The 17,038-nt window shown below is 72.4% G+C and carries 14 protein-coding genes; 9 read left to right on the top strand and 5 right to left on the bottom strand.

Annotated features, from left to right (window positions below; all coding sequences use genetic code 11):
- Positions 1-422 (bottom strand): FAD binding domain-containing protein (locus ACFC0D_RS21430; protein WP_376438133.1); only part of this gene is annotated, 422 nt, incomplete at its 3' end.
- Between the two features lie 355 nt (positions 423-777).
- Between ACFC0D_RS21430 and ACFC0D_RS21425 the strand changes: the two genes are divergently transcribed.
- From ACFC0D_RS21425 to ACFC0D_RS21415, 3 genes are all read left to right on the top strand, one after another.
- Complete coding sequence (locus tag ACFC0D_RS21425; RefSeq protein ID WP_376438131.1) at positions 778-2,439, top strand: PucR family transcriptional regulator; 1,662 nt, start codon at positions 778-780, stop codon at positions 2,437-2,439.
- Between the two features lie 116 nt (positions 2,440-2,555).
- On the top strand, positions 2,556-3,104 hold the full coding sequence (locus ACFC0D_RS21420) for a cysteine hydrolase family protein (RefSeq protein WP_376438129.1): 549 nt from the start codon (positions 2,556-2,558) through the stop codon (positions 3,102-3,104).
- Positions 3,105-3,184: 80 nt separating this feature from the next.
- Entirely contained in the window at positions 3,185-3,820 is a 636-nt protein-coding gene (locus ACFC0D_RS21415; RefSeq protein ID WP_376438127.1) for a class I SAM-dependent methyltransferase, read from the top strand.
- 67 nt (positions 3,821-3,887) lie between these two features.
- On the opposite strand, the gene ACFC0D_RS21410 is transcribed toward ACFC0D_RS21415, so the two are convergent.
- Positions 3,888-5,465 carry a hypothetical protein gene (locus tag ACFC0D_RS21410; RefSeq protein ID WP_376438125.1) on the bottom strand — a complete coding sequence of 526 codons (1,578 nt, stop codon included), beginning with the start codon at positions 5,463-5,465 and terminating at the stop codon, positions 3,888-3,890.
- Positions 5,466-5,906: 441 nt separating this feature from the next.
- Here ACFC0D_RS21410 and ACFC0D_RS21405 point away from each other — a divergent pair, with 441 nt between their 5' ends.
- From ACFC0D_RS21405 to ACFC0D_RS21395, 3 genes are all read left to right on the top strand, one after another.
- Entirely contained in the window at positions 5,907-6,779 is an 873-nt protein-coding gene (locus ACFC0D_RS21405; RefSeq protein ID WP_376438123.1) for an N-acetylmuramoyl-L-alanine amidase, read from the top strand.
- A gap of 90 nt (positions 6,780-6,869) precedes the next feature.
- Positions 6,870-7,709 (top strand): DUF5336 domain-containing protein, encoded by an 840-nt coding sequence (locus ACFC0D_RS21400; RefSeq protein ID WP_376438120.1) that lies wholly within the window; start codon positions 6,870-6,872, stop codon positions 7,707-7,709.
- A gap of 96 nt (positions 7,710-7,805) precedes the next feature.
- On the top strand, positions 7,806-8,816 hold the full coding sequence (locus ACFC0D_RS21395; protein ID WP_376438118.1) for an LLM class F420-dependent oxidoreductase: 1,011 nt from the start codon (positions 7,806-7,808) through the stop codon (positions 8,814-8,816).
- A 51-nt stretch (positions 8,817-8,867) separates the two neighbouring features.
- On the opposite strand, the gene ACFC0D_RS21390 is transcribed toward ACFC0D_RS21395, so the two are convergent.
- Positions 8,868-9,410 carry a hypothetical protein gene (locus ACFC0D_RS21390; RefSeq protein WP_376438116.1) on the bottom strand — a complete coding sequence of 181 codons (543 nt, stop codon included), beginning with the start codon at positions 9,408-9,410 and terminating at the stop codon, positions 8,868-8,870.
- Between the two features lie 430 nt (positions 9,411-9,840).
- Between ACFC0D_RS21390 and ACFC0D_RS21385 the strand changes: the two genes are divergently transcribed.
- Positions 9,841-11,058 (top strand): IS701 family transposase, encoded by a 1,218-nt coding sequence (locus tag ACFC0D_RS21385; protein WP_376438114.1) that lies wholly within the window; start codon positions 9,841-9,843, stop codon positions 11,056-11,058.
- Positions 11,059-11,126: 68 nt separating this feature from the next.
- Here ACFC0D_RS21385 and ACFC0D_RS21380 read toward each other — a convergent pair whose 3' ends face one another.
- Entirely contained in the window at positions 11,127-13,079 is a 1,953-nt protein-coding gene (locus ACFC0D_RS21380) for a helix-turn-helix domain-containing protein (RefSeq protein ID WP_376438112.1), read from the bottom strand.
- A gap of 282 nt (positions 13,080-13,361) precedes the next feature.
- Here ACFC0D_RS21380 and ACFC0D_RS21375 point away from each other — a divergent pair, with 282 nt between their 5' ends.
- Complete coding sequence (locus ACFC0D_RS21375; protein ID WP_376438110.1) at positions 13,362-14,009, top strand: 50S ribosomal protein L11 methyltransferase; 648 nt, start codon at positions 13,362-13,364, stop codon at positions 14,007-14,009.
- 139 nt (positions 14,010-14,148) lie between these two features.
- Complete coding sequence (locus ACFC0D_RS21370) at positions 14,149-15,708, top strand: class I adenylate-forming enzyme family protein (RefSeq protein WP_376438108.1); 1,560 nt, start codon at positions 14,149-14,151, stop codon at positions 15,706-15,708.
- 72 nt (positions 15,709-15,780) lie between these two features.
- On the opposite strand, the gene ACFC0D_RS21365 is transcribed toward ACFC0D_RS21370, so the two are convergent.
- A complete protein-coding gene (locus ACFC0D_RS21365; RefSeq protein ID WP_376438106.1) occupies positions 15,781-17,025 on the bottom strand; it encodes a thiamine pyrophosphate-binding protein in 1,245 nt (414 codons plus the stop codon).
- Positions 17,026-17,038: the final 13 nt, after the last annotated feature.

The raw sequence follows: 17,038 nt of genomic DNA, 5'->3' as shown, positions 1-17,038 counted from the left end.
ATCGGGATGAACCGGTTGCCGCGCACCGACTCGACCTCGACCTCGGCACCCGCCGCGAGCAGCGCGGGGTGCGCGTCACCGGCCGGCGACGCGGTGCCCAGGTTGCCGCCGACACCACCGCGGTTGCGGATCTGCGGGGAGGCCACGGTGTGCGAGGCGAGCGCGAGACCCGGCAGCTCGGCCCGCAGGTTCTCCATGATCCGGGTGTACGGAACGGACGCTCCCAGTTGGACGTTCTCCTCGCCGACGTGCCATTCCTGGAGTTCGGTGACGCGGTTCAGGTCAAGTAGGTACTCGGGTCGCCGGTGGTCGAAGTTGATCTCGACCATCACATCGGTGCCACCCGCGATCGGTACGGCGGTGGGGTGCTCGGCCTTGGCGGCGAGCGCCTCCTCCCAGCCGGTGGGGCGAAGGAAGTCCATGGATGGCTCTCCTCTTCGTGTCGGGTCGTTCATGGCGAGTGGTTTCGTGGCGACTCGTTCGTGTCGGGTCGTCCATCACGAGGCGTTCGTGGCGCGTGGTTCGTGGTGAGTCGTTCGGCCGGGGCGTGCGGCCCGGGGCCCGAAGCCCTCGATCGACTCGTCCAGGCGCTGTCGGCCGGACTCGTAGAAGTAGACCGAGCGATCAAGCGGACGCGGCAGTCACCGATCCCCCAGAACCGGCTGCCGCATCGCCTGTGGACCACCGTGCTTTCCCACCGCAGCAGACCTATGACCTGCAGAAACTCCCGTCACGGAGAACGGATCGGCCCGGTGTGGACATGAGAGGGTGGCGATCATGCGGATACGCGAACTCCAGGACGAACTGGGGCTGTTCCTGCTCGTGGACCAGGACGCCGACGACAGCGCTCTCGATCGAGAGGTACGCGCAGTCCTGACCACCGACCTGGCCGACCCCGGCCGCTTCCTCGCCGGCGGCGAACTCGTCCTCACCGGGCTCGCCTGGTGGCGGGAGGACGGAGACGCCGAGCCGTTCGTGCGCATCCTCGACCGGGCGGGCGTCACGGTGCTCGCCGCCGGCGAAGCCGAACACGGCCTCGTCCCGGACGACCTGGTGCACGCCTGCCGACGCCACGGCCTTCCACTCATGGCCGTGGACCCGGACATCTCGTTCGCCTCGATCACCGAACACGTCCTGCGCCGTCTGCAACCCCGTGCCGTGGGCAGCCTCGCCGCCGTGGTCGAACGCCATCGACGGCTCCTCACCGGGCAGGGCGGCCCGGATGCCGTACTGGAGCTCCTGCAGCACAGCATCGGCCTCGATGCGCATCTCCTGTCCCCGACCGGGCGTCAGATCGCCGGGGCCCGCCCTCCGCTGCGCGCCAGGACAGCGATGGCGCTCGCCGGGAGGTACCTCGCCGCGCGCCGCTCACGCGAGCCGGCTCCCCACGAGGTCACGATCGGGGACCGGCACTACTCGCTCGTGCCGGTTCGCAGCGCGACAGACCCGTCGACGCCGTCGACCGCGACGGGAGAGGCGGCCGAACTGGGCGACTGGCTGCTCGTCGTGGCGGCCGACACGTCGAACCGGCCCGCGAGCGATGAGCAACTCCTCGACCGGATCGTCGAACTGGCCGTCGACGCGCGGTCCGCACACGAGCGGACGAAGGTGGCGCTGAACGATCTGGCCCGTCAACTCGTCGATCTGCTGCACAGCCACGTCCCACCCGGCGAGATCCCGGTCCGGCTGAGCAGCACCGCGCAGGCCGTCGTCAGCCGGAAGGACACCTGGCAGCGCTGCCAGTTCGTGGTTGCCGAGGGAGAGTGGCGCGGCACCGGCCCCATCCCCGCCCCGGCCCTCCGCGTACTCCTGGAGGAGGCCCTGATCCAACCGGACGACCCCGTGCCCGTCTCGTCGCAGGACATCGCCGCCACCGTCGACCACGAGCAGGCCGTCCTCTTCGTCCTGGTGCCCGAGCCGACGGACGGACTCCCCGAACCGGCCCTCGACCGCGTCGCCCTGCAGCAGAGGCTCACCGCGGTGCTCGCACGCTGGCTCGGCCCCACGGGCAGTGTCTCCATCGGTGTCAGCTCTCCGGTGGCGGCAGCGGAACAGGCACGCCGAGCGCTCGACGCGGCCCGTACCGCGCTGCGCATCGCCCGTGACCACCCGGACCGAGTGGCCGTACGCGGTTTCGACGACCTCACCTCGCACATCCTGACGCTGCTGCCACTCATCCCTGCCGAGACCCGGCGCGCCTTCGCCTCCCGTCTGCTCGGCCCCCTGCGCGATCACGACAGCCGTCACCGGACCGACCTGCTGCCCACGCTGGAGAGGTTCCTCGACTGCGACGCGTCGTGGACCACCTGCGCCGCCCAACTCCACCTGCACGTCAACTCGTTGCGTCACCGCATCGCCCGCATCGAGCAGATCACCGGCCGGGACCTGGCCCGGCTGGAGACCCGACTCGACTTCCTCGCGGCCCTCAAGGCCTGCTGAGCCGCCGCCCTCGCCGGATCGAGGAGGCGGGCGTCTCGCGACCGGCCCGTTCCCGCCTCCCTCTCCCATGAGCCGCACCGTTTCGAACAGGACGCCCCGGCCGCTACCGTGGCCGCATGCCGAACGCCTCCGCGCTTCTCGTCATCGACATGCAGAACGCCCTGATGGCCATCGCCCACCGCCCCGAAGAGACCGTCGCCGCCATCGCGGGGCTGCGTGCACGGGCCAAGGCGGCCGGGGTGCCGATCGTGACCCTGCAGCATCAGGACGTCACCGAACTGCCGGCCGGGACGGAGGGGTGGCGCATCGTGGCCGGCCTCGAACCCGGGCCCGGCGAGACCGTCGTCGCGAAGAACAGCGCCGACAGCTTCCTGGACACCGGCCTCGACACGACCCTGCGGGAGCTGGGCGTCACCGAGGTGGTCGTCACCGGCTTCGCCACCGAGATGTGCGTCGACACGACGGCCCGGCAGGCGCTGAGCCACCGCTACGACCTGGTGCTCGTCGAGGACGGCCACACCACGTCCCTGCGCCCCGACGGCGGCGGCCCGTTCGTCCCGGCCGATCAGTCGATCGCCCACCACAACGAGATCTTCCGCCACATCCGCTTCGCAGGCCGCCGCACCCGCGTCCTGCCCGCGGCCGAGGTGGACTTCTCCGTCTGACAGGAAGCGGGTGTGGTTCGCGTGCGGGGCGTAGGGCACCATGGCTGCCCGTACGTGCGTACCGACCAGTAGGAGCATCCATGCCCGCGCCCGAGATCCTCGCCGCCTTCGAGGCCGCCAAGGGCTTCATGCCCCTCGACGAGGGGCGCGCGCTGCACGCCGCAGCCACCGAGGCCGCGAAGCTGGGGCTTCCGCTGCTCGAGGTCGGCACGTACTGCGGGCGCTCCACGATCCTGCTCGCGGACGTGGCCCGGGAGGCCGGGACGGTCGCGGTGACCGTGGACCACCACCGGGGCAGCGAGGAGCAGCAGCCGGGGTGGGAGTACCACGACCCGACCGTCGTGGACCCCGAGGTCGGCCTGATGGACACCCTGCCGACCTTCCGCCGGACGCTGCGCAAGGCAGGTCTGGAGGAGCATGTGATCGCGGTCGTCGGCCGGTCCCCGCAGGTGGCGAAGGTGTGGGCGGGCGAGCTGGGGTTCGTCTTCATCGACGGCGGTCACACGGACGAGCACGCGACGGCGGACTACGAAGGGTGGGCACCGAAGGTCGCCGAGGGCGGCCTCCTCGTCATCCACGACGTCTTCCCGAACCCGGAGGACGGCGGGCAGGCGCCCTACCGCATCTACCTCCGGGCCCTGGAGTCCGGCGACTTCGAGGAGGTCTCGGTGACCGACTCCCTCCGCGTCCTGAGGCGCACGGAGCGCGCGGCCTGAGGCTCGCGCGGAGCGGGCGGCCTGAGGCCGACCGCTCCGTGCACCCCGCTCCCGCGCGGCCCGGCCGCTAGAAGCCGAATCCCGAGGTCACGTACAGGCAGTTCGTGTAGCTGTAGCCCGGTGCGATCTTGGCCGTGCTCGCCTTGTCCGCCGCGAACGCGGAGCCCGTCGTCCCGTCCCGCTTCTGGAGGAAGTGGTAGTTTCCGGCGGGCAGCAGGAGCGTCACCTTGGGGTACTTCGACGACGGGCCCGAGCACGCCTTGATCTTGGGTGCGTTGCGGGCGAGGCTGCCGGGATACGCCGTGCACGTGCCGCACGCCTTGAGGGTGACGCGGCCCGTGGTCGGTCCCGTGTAGAGGAGTTCGACCTCTCCCGGGCCGTCGTTGCTGACGACCATGACCATCCGGGAACCGCCGGGAGCAGTGGCCGGGGGCAGCTGCTTCCCGGCCGCCGGGGCCTCGTCGGCGATCTCGGCGGCGATGGCTATGTTCCGCGCGTGCGCGGCCTGCGGGCTGCTCGGGTGGTCCTTGGCGTACTGCGTCATCGTCTCGACGGCCCGCGTGTACTCCTTGTCCTTGAACTGATCCACCCCGCAGGCGAAGTCGCCCTTCTGCACCGCGTCGCCGTGCTGCTGCGAGACTCCGGCGAAGCTCGCCCTGGGCAGCAGGTCGACCGTGGTGCCGTAGCGCCGTAGTTCGGCCACACCGGCGCACGGGTCGGTGGTCCCGCCCGAGATCGCGGCGGATCGGGTCCTGATGCCCTCCGCGACCTTGGGTTCGACCTGCCGCGCGTACGACGACTCGGGGAACGTCGACAGGAGCGCGTTCAGGTGCTCGCCTGCCGCCGTCTCCACCCCCGCGACGCCGAGTCCGCCGATCCCGCACTCGTACCAGGAGTGGGCGAGCGGGTCGTCGGCCTTGCCGATCAGCCCGCCGAGCAGGCCTCGGTCCACCGTCTCCGGCAGCGCCCGCAGATGCTTGAGGGCCGGGACGGCCTCGCAGTACTTCTTCTGCTCGTACGGCGCGGAGACCGCCTGGTAGTACTCCCCGAGCCGGTCGGGGACGAGCCGGCCCGCCCGCGATCCCGCGTGCGCGGTGCCGAGGTCCTGATAGACGGCGAGCGCCTTGCGGTAGGTGTGCTCGGCGCCGCCGAAGCTCTGGCCCGCCACGGACTTCACCTGGGTGTCGGCCGCGGCGAGGCGGTCCAGGAGCGACTGCTCCACGGCCTCGTCACGCGCCACCCCGTAGGCGACCGAGCCGCCCACCGGCACGACGAGCAGGACGAGCGCCAGGACCAGCGGGAGCGCGAGGCGCCGGGGCGCGACGCTCGGTCCCGAGCCGAGGACGAGCGGGGCGCGCAGCCCGCGCCGCGCGCCGTCGGTGGCCGAGGCAAGCAGGAACACGCCGTAACCGACGAGGAGGCCGGTGGGCACGCCGTCCACGTCGGCGGGCAGCGCGACAAGCAGCAGGACGGCCGTGGCGACCCAGCAGACGGCCGCGAGGACCCACTGCTTGAGCAGTGCGTACCCGAGCCCCAGGCAGGACAGGTTCAGCAGCCCGACCAGGACGGCCTGCGCGGGGTTCGATGCGGGCGGCAGCGCGGGCGGTCCGGGGTCCGGCGCTCCGTAGGGCTGTGAGGGCGGCATCCCGGGCGGCTGCGCGGGCGGCGGCGGTATCGACGCCCCCGGCCACGCTCCCTGTCCGGCTTCCTGCCCTGCCCCGGCGGGCGTGCCCGAGGCCCCTGGAGTCCCCGGCGCCCCGTACGCCCAAGGCGTCTCCGAGACCCCGGGCCACGTCGGCTCCCCCGGGTGCCCCGGCCGGGTCGGCTCCGCCGCTCCTCCCGGCCACGTCGGCTCTCCGGGCCGCGTCGGCTCGTCCGACCCACCCGGCCCTCCAGGCCCCGTCGGCTCCCCCCGCTCACCCGATGGACGTGCGTCGTTCGGCTCTTCCCCCACCACAGTGCCCCCCGTGGTCCGTGCGCGGTGCCCCTCACCGACGCACTCACCTTCCTCATACCCGCCACAGTCCCTTCACAGTCGCCCCGCGTCGGCGGATCGTTCGGCGGCGCCTCCCACTAGAGTCGCAAGGTGCCGTACGACCACCGGAAGATCCCCGCCCGCGCGAGTGCCCTCACCTGCGCCCTCGCCGCCTGCGCCGTCCTGGCCGGCTGCGGCGGGGCGTCGCAGCCTCCGAAGGCCGCCAACGCCAAGGCGACCGGCTCGCCCACCCCGACGCTCGCCCCCACCGCCACCCCCGAGCCGACGCGGGACAAGCCCCAGGCCACGCGGCCTCTCTCCGGACGTACGGTCGTCATCGACCCCGGTCACAATCCCGGCAACTTCCAGCACTCCCGGGAAATCAACCAAAAGGTCGATATCGGCACAACACGCAAGGAATGCGACACCACCGGCACGTCCACGAACGCCGGTTACACGGAAGCCGCGTTCACCCTCGATGTTTCACATCGACTGCGTGATCTCCTCAAGAGCCAGGGCGCGAAGGTCGTGCTCACCCATGACGCCGAGCGTCCCTACGGCCCCTGCATCGACGAACGCGCCCGGATCGGCAACGAGGCCCACGCCGACGCCGTCGTCTCCGTGCACGCCGACGGCTCCGGCACCGGCAACCGCGGGTTCCATGTGATCCTGCCCGCACGCGTCGACTCCGGCGCCGCAAATACCTCGAAGATCGTCGGCCCCTCCCGTACGCTCGGCGAGGCGGTCGCCCGCCACTTCGCTCTCGCGACCGGCACCGCGCCCGCCAACTACCTTGGTTCCGGCAGCGGGTTGGACGTGCGCAAGGATCTCGGGGGACTCAATCTCTCAACCGTTCCCAAGGTCTTCGTCGAATGCGGCAATATGCGTGATCCGAAGGATGCCGCACTCCTCACCGATGCGGCGTGGCGACAGAAAGCCGCGCAAGGGATCGCGGACGGCATCGGGACCTACCTCAAGGGGTAGAACCCGCGGGCGATAGATTCGCTCCGTACGATGGGGCCGCCCCCGTGCTTCGCGCCACCCCGACGAGACGACCCGACGAAGGACTCTTACGTGAATATCCGCTCCCTCACTCGAGGCGATGGCGTGCTGATCGGTGCAGCGGTGGTGCTGTTCATCGCCTCGTTCCTCGGCACCAGCAGCTGCGAAGGCAGCTTCTGTGGCAACGTCGACTCCCCGAACTCCTGGGAGTTCTCCCCGCTCGGCTGGGGTGTCTTCCTTCTCGGCATCGCGGGCGCCGCCCTGGTCGTCCTGTCGCGCGGCCTTCCCCAGCTCCAGAACCGCAAGGTCGTCGGTCTCGACCTCGGCCAGGTCGGTGTCGCCTTCACCGTGGCCACGGCCTGGAACCTGCTGATGTGGATCTTCGAGTCGGAGAACGCCGGCGCGGGCCTCATCCTCGGCCTGATCGCCTCCCTGGTCCTGGCCGGCGCCGCTGTCGCCGCGCCGCTGGTCCCGGCACTGAAGGCTCCGCTGGTCGGCGCCCCGCGTCCGCAGACCCCGCAGCCGTACGGCGTCCAGCCGGGTCAGCCCGGCCAGCCGGGCGTTCCCGGCGGCTACGGCTACCCGGGCGCCCAGCAGCAGCCGTTCGGCGCGCAGCCCCAGCCGTACCCCGGCCAGCCGCAGCCCGACCCGCAGGCCGCCGCCGCCCCGGCCGCCCCGCAGCCGACGCAGGCGCAGGCGCAGCAGCCCGCCGGCGACTTCGCACCGTTCTGGTTCGCGGTCCCGGTGGCCCGCCCGCTGTACGCGGAGGACGGCTCGCCGACCCCGATCGCCGAACTGGCCCCCGGCACCTGGTACCTGGCCGTGGAGCAGCGCGGTCCGGGTCTGATCGCCCAGACCCAGGACGGCCGCCGCGGCGTCCTCCAGGACACGACCGGCATCCAGCGCGGCTGACGTTCCACCTCAGCGGCCCCTCGCCCTTCCGGGCGGGGGGCCGTTGTCGTACAGTCCCCGGAAGTATCTGACACACCGTCAGGAAGGCTTCCCGCCATGCGTCTCGGACTCGCCCTCGGCTACTGGGGACGCGGCCCCTCGCCCGCTCACCTCGAACTCGCCCGGGAGGCGGAGCGGCTCGGGTACGACTCCGTGTGGACCGCCGAGGCCTGGGGGTCCGACGCGTTCACCGCGTTGACCTGGATCGCCGCACACACCTCGCGCATCGGACTCGGGACCGCCGTCGCACAGATGGCCGCCCGGACTCCCACCGCCACCGCCATGCACGCGCTCACGCTCGACCATCTCTCCGGCGGCCGGATGATGCTCGGGCTCGGGCTGTCCGGGCCGCAGGTGGTCGAGGGATGGTACGGACGGCCGTTCCCGCGCAGTCCGCTGACGGCGACCCGCGAGTACGTGGACGTGATCCGCCAGGTGCTGCGGCGCGAGGGGCCCGTCGCGCTCGACGGGCGGTTCCACTCCCATCCGTACGCCGGGGAGGACGGCACCGGGCTCGGGAAGGCGCTGAAGCCGATCACGCACCCCCTCCGCGCGGATCTGCCCGTGCTGCTCGGCGCCGAGGGGCCCAAGAACATCGCCCAGACGCTCCGGATCGCCGACGGCTGGCTGCCGCTCTACTGGTCGCCGACCCGGTACGCGGAGGTCTACGCGCTCCCCGACCGGCTCCCGGAGTCCTTCCTCGTCGCCCCCATGGTCCGCGCCCAGCTCTGCGACGACCCGGCCGAGGGGCTGCTGCCCGTCAAGGCGATGCTCGGCTTCTACATCGGCGGCATGGGGCACACCGCCCACAACTTCCACGCCGATCTGATGGCGCGCATGGGGTACGAGTCCGAGGCCCGGCACATCCAGGAGCTGTTCGCGGCCGGGCGGCGCGAGGAGGCCGTGCTGGCCGTGCCGGACGCCTTCGCGGACGAGATCTCGCTCGTCGGGCCCAGGGAACGGATCGCCGAACGGCTGGAGGCGTGGCGGAAGGGTCCGGTCACGGACCTGCTGGTCACGGCACCGGACCTCGCCACACTGAGACTGCTCGCGGAGCTCAACTCGTAGTCCTCGGCAGCCCTTTCACCGCCCGGCTCCGCGCCGCCGGTGGCGCCGGTCTCACCCGCCCAGCTGGGACGTGCTGGGCACCTTGTCGGTCACCACGGCGCCCGCGCTCCTCCCGGCGTCCTTCACGTCGTTGATGACGTCCTCGAACGTCCCGACATCCGCCTCGCTCGCCTCACCCTTACGGAGCTTGGTGCCGAGGTCCTTGAGTTTCTCGATGCCCGCCGTCAGCGGCGCGACCGCCTTCGAGAGCAGCTCGTCTCCCTTGGCGTTGTTCACCGCCGCCTTGAGCCGGTTGTATGCGAACGCTCCGGCGAGGCCCGCCTTGACCAGCGCGAACTTCTGACCGTCGGCGCCCTTCTTGAACTTGCCCTCGCGGTACGGCTTGATGATCCACTGGTACGTCGCGCCGGCCGCCAGGCCCGCATTGGCGACGAACCGGGTCTTGGCGAGCCGCTGCTGCTCGACCGTGCCGGACGGCGAAGCGGTGCCGCTCGCGCTCTCGTCGTCCCCGCCGCAGGCGGCTGTCGTCAGAAGCAGGGCGCAGGCCAGGAGGACCGCCACGGCTCCGCGGCGTATCGGAACGGGACTGGGCACGACGTGACCTCCCTCAAGGGCTTCGGGCCTCAGCCTCGCGTCGGCCCCGCGGCTCCGCCACCCGGGCGACTCCGTCCGGGCGATGGGACCCGTTCCGGGGCCCGCGCCGGTGGCGAGGTCACCCCTCGGCCGCCGTAGGGCCGGACGGAGTCGGCCCGAGCCGGACCCCGGGGAGCCCGGCCACCACCATCCACGGCCGCCGCACTGTGGTCCGGGCACACTGCCCGGGACCCGTGCTGGTGGAACGTGCTGACGGCATCCGAGCCGACGTCGGGGTCACCCTGAGAGACCGTCGGTCGTGTGACCGGCGCTCCTTGTGCCGGATCGTCGTCAGCCGGAAGCGTCTGAGGTGCGAAAACTCATTCGACGAGCGGCAGGAGGCCGGTCCGGCATGTATCCCATCGCTACGCACAGTGATGAGGACCTTTTCATGGATCTGAGCCGCGAGGTGTTCGCCTCGCTGCGAAGAAGCGACCAACGGCGCACCGCCGACCAGTACCTGCGCGGCATGCTCACGGTGCCCGGCCGCAAGACGGCGCGGAACATCGCGACGCACTCCGGGGAGCCGGCGGCCGAGCAGCGCTTCCACCACTTCATCGCCAGCTCCGGCTGGGACTGGCGGCCCGTTCGTGAGGCGCTGGTCCATTTCCTGGAACGGACCGCCCCACCGACGGCGTGGGTGGTGCGACCGATCACCCTGCCGAAGACCGGGGAGCGACTCGTGGGGATCGACCGGCGCTGGGTACCGGAGCTCGGACGGACCGTGAACGGCCAGTTCGGCTACGGCTTGTGGCAGACCTCGTCGAGCGGCGAGATCCCGGTCAACTGGCACCTCGACCTGCCCGAGAGCCTCCTCGGCGACCCGGCCGAACGGGAGCGGGCCGGAGTACCGGCGGACTACACGGCGCCGGAGTCACCGGAGGACTCGACGGTGACCACCGCCCTGGAGCTGCCGCTCCGGAGGGCCTCGGCGGCCCGCCCGATCGTCGTCGACGCGCGGCGCGCCGCGCTGGTGACGCTGCTGCGCCGGTTCGAGGCGGGGCGGGTACCCCTGCTGGCCCGGATCAGCGGGGCCACCCGGGTGCTGGCCGGCGACAGCGGGCACGCCGGAACACGTCAGCAGTCCGTCATGGCACGGCAGTTGCTCTCCTCGGCAGGGGTGCGGCGCCCGGTTACCCGGGCCGACGGGTGCCGGATGGCGGTGGCGCTGCGGGTGAGCCTGCCGACCGGGGCGGGTGAACAAGGAGGTCGACGGCACCACGGACGGCTGGGTGAACGGCTCCTGGTCGGGGAGTGGTTCGGGCCGCAGGCGGCGCCGGACCGGTTGTGGCTGACCGACCTGACGACGGCGCCGCTCTCCGCCCTGTTGCGGCTGACCGAACTCGCGGGCGGCGGCTCGTCGACGCCGGCGGCGGAGGACTCGCCCCAGAGCGGATCGGCCGGCCGCTCGGGGTTGCACGACTACGGCGGCCGGTCCTTCGCCGGCTGGCACCGGCACATGACGATGGTGTCGGTGGCCCAGGCGGTGCGGACGCTCGCGCCACGGGAGCCGGCCGGGCCGGACGGAGGTGGTGCCGTGGCGCCGGGGCGGCCGCCGGAGCAGCGGGTCGGCCCGCGGTCGCGCCGACGGACCGCCGTGCCGGTGTGAGGCGCCGCGGACCACCGTCGTCGCCGAAGCTCGCGTCGGCCGTCAGCCCGCTCGGGCCGACGGTCCGCTCAGCGGTCGGCCGAATCCGGGCAGGGTGCGAGGGACTCCCGTGTCCGGTGGAGCCGCAGGGCGAGCTGGATGTCGAGGCCTGCGGTCAGGTCCTGCCACTGGGGGCCGAGGAGTTCGGTGATCCGCTCGAGCCGCCGGGAGACGGTGTTGGGGTGGAGGTAGAGGCGGCGCGCTGCCCGGGTGGGGCTGCCTGCCGCCGCGTAGTAGGCCTCGAGGGTGACCGCGAGGTCGGCGGAGCGCCGGGCGTCGAACTCCAGGACCGGGCCGATCGTCGCCCTGATGAAGCCGTCGACGTCACGCTCGTGGGAGAGCAGGGTCATCACCGGGCCGAGTTGCTGCGCGGATGCCGCCTTGCCGGTGGCACCGAGCGCCGTGAGGGTGCCCAGGGCCCGTACGGAGCGGTCGTACATGGCGGGCAGGGCGCCCGGGCCCTCCGTCACCGGGCCCGCGGCGCCCACGGTGGCCGGGCTGCCCATGCCACGGGCGAACGCCTCGACCGTACGGGCCGCTTCGGCCGGGTCGTCGCCCGGCAGCAGCAGGACGAGGTGGTCGTCGATCCGGACCCGCAGGCCGCCGTTGTCGCGGGTGTACGCGGCGGCCCAGGCGAGGGCCCGGTCGGTGAGTCCTGCCACGGGCCGGGCGGCCACCACGACGAACGGTGCCGTGAAGTCGAGGCCGACGGTCCGGCCGTGGGCGAGCAGCCGCTGCCCGATCCACTCGCCGCCGATCAACAGGGCCTCGGCGAGTTCCTCGCGCAGAACGGTCTCCTCGGTGACCGCCCCCGGTCGCACAAGGAGGGCCACGGCCTGGCCGCAGAGCCGCAGCAGACCGGCGTCTTCGGAGGTCGGCGGCTCCGCTCGGTGCAACACCAGATGACCGAGCCGGTCGTCCGCGCCACGGACCGGAGCGATCCACACCCCGGGCGCCGACTCCACCGGGGCGTCCGTCGCCCGTGCCGCCAGGGCCGCCGCGGTGAACGCCTCGGGAGCCGGCTGCGCCTCGGCGGCGCCGTGCCCCACCACCGTACGGCCCGCCGCGTCCGCGAGCAGGACGCTCCCGCCCAGCAGGTCTCCGGCGGCGGCCAGGAGCTGCGGCAGCGAACTGCCGTCCAGGGTGCGCTCCATCAGCGCGGCCTGTGCCTCGGCGAGCCGGCGAACGGAGCGCAGCTCCTCGCCGACCCGCACGGCCTCGGTGGCCCGCGCGGTGGTCTCGGCCCTCAACTCGTCCAGGAGTCCGGCGTTCTCCAGGGCCGCCGCCGCCATCTCGCTCAAGGTCCCGAGCAGCGCCACCTCCTCCGGGGAGAAGTGGCGGACCGTGCGGTGTCCCGCGTACAGGACCCCGAAGTGGGTGCCGTTGCCGCCGAGTGGGACGGCGATGATCGCGCGCAGCCCCTCCGCCCGTACCACCTCGTCGATGGAGGCGGAGTGGTTGATCCGGGTGTCGGCGAGGTAGTCCTGGCTCCACACGGGTGCCGCCCGCCGGGTGGCGGGGTTGGCGAGTCCCGCGCCGGGCGGCACCACGAAGCCCGGTGTCAGATCGGAGGAGTGGCCGTCGACGGCTTTGACGACATGACTGTCGGTCTTCTGGTCGTACAGGCAGAGGTACGCGATGTCGAGGCTGAGGAGCGTCCGCGCCCGGCGGCAGGTCAGCCGCAGCAGCTCGTCGACACCGTGGCTGGCAAGGAACTCGCGGGCCACGTCGAGGAGAGCGGTGCTGCCCATGTCGCGGCGCTGCTGCCGCTCGAACTTCCCCTGTATCTCGCGGGCGAGCTGCCGTGCCCGGTCGGAGGTCGCGCCGTCGCCCTCGGCGGTGGCGTCCGTCCCGGGGGCGGGCGGGACGTGGCGCAGCGGCTCGTCGAAGTGGGCGGCGGGCGCCTCGCGCGCGAGCAGCTCCAGATATGCAAAGGCGTCGCGGGTGGCGGCGACCGGCCCCTCGTCCACGGTTCCCCCCACGACTGTGGTTCTCTCCATCACTACTGGTCAGACGCCTCATCGTAGGGAAGTTCGACCGAGGTCACGAATGCGTCTCAACAGGCGTGCAGCGACGGCTCCGCGGAAATGGCCTGATCGTTTCGCCGGACCCGGTGGACGGGAGAGAGTGGCGTCCTCTGCCGCCTTCGGGCGGCACCGTTCCTTCCAGCCGAGGTTCCCGTGCGACAGACGCAGAGTTACGAACGATCGCTGGCCCGTTGCGCCGAGTCGCGCACGCGTGCCGACCGCCCTCGGGTCTTCTCGATGCGAGGGTACGAGTGGGATCTGCTGGACGAGGTGTTCGCGCCGGTCCACTCCCCCTCCACGGAGACCGCGCTCGACTTCCTGGGCCTCGGCGTCCCCGGTCCGGACGCGCCGGCCGCGCGGCTGGGCGCCTTCCTGGAGATCGGCTGTGGTGCGGGCGTGATCTCCGTGCTGGCCGCGCTCGCGGGCTGCGACCGGGTCGTGGCGGCCGACATCAACCCGAACGCCGTACGGAACACCGAACTGAACGCGGCCCGGCACGACATGACCGGACGGATGCGGGTCGTGCACAGCGACCTCTTCCAGGCACTGGACCCGCAGGAACGATTCGACACCGTGTTCTGGAGCTCCAACTATGTCCTCGCGCCGGACGGTTACCACTACGGCAACGACCACGAGCGCGCCTATGTCGACCCCGGCTACGCCGCCCACCGGCGCTTCCTCGCCGAGGTGACGGGCCGCCTGGCACCCGAGGGCCGGGCCCTGCTGCACTTCAGCAGCCGGGGGAACCTGCCCCTGCTGCGCGGGCTCGCCGAGGAGTGCGGGCGCGAACTGCGGCAGGTGGGTGCAGTGGACGTGCCGGAGGGCGACGGGCCGGTGGAGCACCTGCTCCTGGAGATCCGGGAGGCCGTGCCGCGCGCGACATGACGGACATCGGGACCACTTGACGTGATGGCCGCGCCCTCGTTGCCGCATGCGCACCCCTTCAGGATGCTCGACCGGGCAGCGCGGGCCGGACGTCGACACCGGTCCCCGCGGACGCCCCGAGACCGAAGGGTTTTCCCGCATGTTCCTGCAACGCATCGGCAACAAGGGCATCCGGCTGGGCACGGTCTTCGACCGGGCCGCCGCGCGCCATCCCGCGAATCCGGTCTACCTGGATCACGACCTGGACATCGCACCCGGCCTGGGGCGTCGGCCGACCCTCACCGAACTCGCCGACCTCGTGGACGATTTCGCCTCCCGGCTGTGGGCCGCGCATGTACGGCCCGGGCAGCGGGTCGCCGTGTTCAAGACGGACAACTTCGACATCTCCCTGCTCGCCTACGCCGTGGCCCGGGTCGGTGGCGTGCCGGTGCTCCTCTCGCCCAAGCTCGACGGCGGGACGGTGGCCCGGCTCCTGGAGCGGCTCGACCGGCCGGTCCTGCTGACCGACGCGGCGAAGCTGGACGGCGAGCTGCCCGAGGAGGTGTTCACGCTCGCCGACCGGGTGCTGACGGCGGTCGGCGACTTCCCGGGCGCGGTGGGGCTCGAAGGGCTCGCGGGTGTCCCGCGGGTCGCCCCGGTGACCATGCCGCAGGACGGTCCGGCGCTGGTCACCCACACCTCGGGCACGACCGGGCTGCCGAAGCTGGCGGTGCAGACGGGCCTCACGATCCAGGCCCGCTGCCGCCCGCAGTCGGCGGTCCTCGCGGCCGTCGGCCGGCACGAACCGCTCGCCCTGCACGTCTCCTTCGCGCACTCCCGGATGATCAGCGGAGTCGCCCTGTTCGCGCTCCGCGGGCATCCCCTGATCGTGCTGCGGGACGACGACCCGGAGTCCGTGGCCGAGCTGTTCGCGCGGATACCGCCGGGGGTGATCGAGGCCCACCCCAACACCCTGCTCGCCTGGGAGGTCCTCGCGGACCACCCGGCCCGCCCGCTGGCCCGGGTCACCTGCTTCAGCAACACCTTCGACGCCATCCATCCGCGGACCGTCCGCACCCTGCTCGCCGCCTCGCGGCGCCGGGCGCCGTACTTCGCCCAGACGTACGGCCAGAGCGAGACCGGCGCCATCGCCGCCCGCACCTACACGCGTCGGCACCGTACGGGCGAGGAGGACCGGTGCGTGGGGACCACGTTCCCCGGTATGACACGGGTTCGGGTGGTCAGCCGCGACGGGCGACCGGTGAGCCGTACCTCCCCGGGACGCATCGAAGTCCGCAGCGGAGGACGGATCCTCACCTATCTGGGTGAGGAGGAGCGGTACGGCGAGCAGGTCACGCCGGACGGCTGGTGGCGGATGGGCGACCTCGGCTACCGGACGAAGTTCGGCTGTCTGCATCTGCTCGACCGCGAGGTGGACGAGATCCCGGGCATCAACAGCACGCTGGAGATCGAGGACCGGCTCTTCAGCAGCATCCCCTCGCTCGTCGAGGTCATCATCGTCCCCGGTCCTGACGGCAGGGCCGTCCCGGTGGTGTGCACCCGGGACGACGCCCCGCTGGACCCGCTGGTGTGGCAGCGGGCGGTGGCCGATCTGCCGATGCTCGCCCGTCCGGTGCAGCGTCGGCTCGACGAACTGCCGCACACGGCGACGACCAAGGTGAAGCGGCTGGAGCTGGCCCGGCAGCTCGCGGAGAGCTGACGGGACGAAGGACGGCACGCAACAGGGGAGGGGCATCCGCCCGGTCGCGGATGCCCCTCCCCCGTGGCCCTTTCAGGCCGCTTCGGGTACGACCACTTCAGGCCATGTTCGCTGCGTGCCCGGTTCGGTTCCGCCCGGGACGACGCACTCCACGAGCACCGGCCGGTCGTGCACGGCGTGCGCCCGCTCGACGGCGGCGGCGAGACCCGCCGGATCCGTACGGCCGAGGGCGCGGCAGCCCATCGCCTCGGCCATGCCGCCGAGATCGGCGACGGCCCCGCTCGCGTCCCGCAGGACGAGGACCCTCAGCGGCACCTTGTTCAGTGCGGCCGTGACAAGCTCGCGCCCGGTGGCCAGGAAGCAGCCGGGGTCGGTGACCACCCAGACGTTCCGGTCCGGCAGGCCCATCCGGGCGCCCAGGGCGGCCGGCAGGGCGTAGCCGGGGGTGCTCCACTGGTGGGAGGCGAGCGTCGAGTCGTCGCTCCCCCGCCACAGATGGTGGAGTTCGCCGCCGAGGACGTGCAGCGTGTCCGGGCCGGTGGCGCGGGCCAGGGTGGCCAGAACGGCCCCCAAGGGGGTGTCCGCCCCCGCCGGATCGCCCTGAACCGCCGCAGGGGCGGGCCTCGGGCGGACCGGGGCGGGCCGGTACGGCAGGGCCGGTTGCCGTACCCGCCGCTGGAGCGCGTCCTTGGTGATGTCGACGACGACCGGGCCCGGGTACTCGCCGCCGGCGATGCGGAAGGCGTCCAGGACGCACTCCGCGATCTCGGCGGGGTCGCTGACGAGGTAACTGTGACGAGTCACGGGCCGGGTGACGCCGCAGAAGTCGACCTCCTGGAAGGCGTCGGTGCCGACGAGCTCCTTGGGCACCTGACCGGTGATCACCACCAGGGGCACGTCGTTGACATGGGCGTCCGCGATGGCCGTGACCAGGTTGGTGGCGCCGGGCCCCGAGGTCGCTATGCAGACGCCGACCCGGCCGGTGGCCTGGGCGTATCCGGCGGCGGCGTGCCCGGCGCCCTGCTCGTGCCGGACGAGGACGTGCCGGATCGACGGAGCGTCGAGGAGTGCGTCGTACGCGGGGAGGATCGCTCCGCCGGGCATGCCGAAGACGAGGTCCGCTCCGGCGGCCTCCAGGGCGCGCATCAGACAGTCGGCGCCGGTGATCTCGGGCGCGAGGTCCGGTGCGGAGTTCGGTGTGGGGTCAGGCGCGGGGTCCGACAGGGAGTCCAGCGCGGAATCTAATGCGGACTCCGGTGCGGACTCCGGTGCGGACTCCGGTGTGGAGTCCGGTGTGGGGTTCGGTGCGACGGTCATCGTGGTGGCCCCT

The organism is Streptomyces sp. NPDC056222, assembly GCF_042264065.1.
Taxonomy (GTDB): domain Bacteria; phylum Actinomycetota; class Actinomycetes; order Streptomycetales; family Streptomycetaceae; genus Streptomyces.
The sequence above is the reverse complement of the archived record's forward strand: the minus strand, read 5'-3'. Positions and strand labels throughout refer to the sequence as shown.

Excerpts from the sequence above, each read along its gene's own strand:
- ACFC0D_RS21425 (WP_376438131.1), top strand. The coding sequence starts at position 778 with ATGCGGATACGCGAACTCCAGGACGAACTGGGGCTGTTCCTGCTCGTG.
- ACFC0D_RS21420 (WP_376438129.1), top strand. The coding sequence starts at position 2,556 with ATGCCGAACGCCTCCGCGCTTCTCGTCATCGACATGCAGAACGCCCTG.
- ACFC0D_RS21415 (WP_376438127.1), top strand. The coding sequence starts at position 3,185 with ATGCCCGCGCCCGAGATCCTCGCCGCCTTCGAGGCCGCCAAGGGCTTC.
- ACFC0D_RS21410 (WP_376438125.1), bottom strand. The coding sequence starts at position 5,465 with ATGCCGCCCTCACAGCCCTACGGAGCGCCGGACCCCGGACCGCCCGCG.
- ACFC0D_RS21395 (WP_376438118.1), top strand. The coding sequence starts at position 7,806 with ATGCGTCTCGGACTCGCCCTCGGCTACTGGGGACGCGGCCCCTCGCCC.
- ACFC0D_RS21385 (WP_376438114.1), top strand. The coding sequence starts at position 9,841 with ATGGATCTGAGCCGCGAGGTGTTCGCCTCGCTGCGAAGAAGCGACCAA.
- ACFC0D_RS21375 (WP_376438110.1), top strand. The coding sequence starts at position 13,362 with ATGCGAGGGTACGAGTGGGATCTGCTGGACGAGGTGTTCGCGCCGGTC.
- ACFC0D_RS21370 (WP_376438108.1), top strand. The coding sequence starts at position 14,149 with ATGTTCCTGCAACGCATCGGCAACAAGGGCATCCGGCTGGGCACGGTC.
- ACFC0D_RS21365 (WP_376438106.1), bottom strand. The coding sequence starts at position 17,025 with ATGACCGTCGCACCGAACCCCACACCGGACTCCACACCGGAGTCCGCA.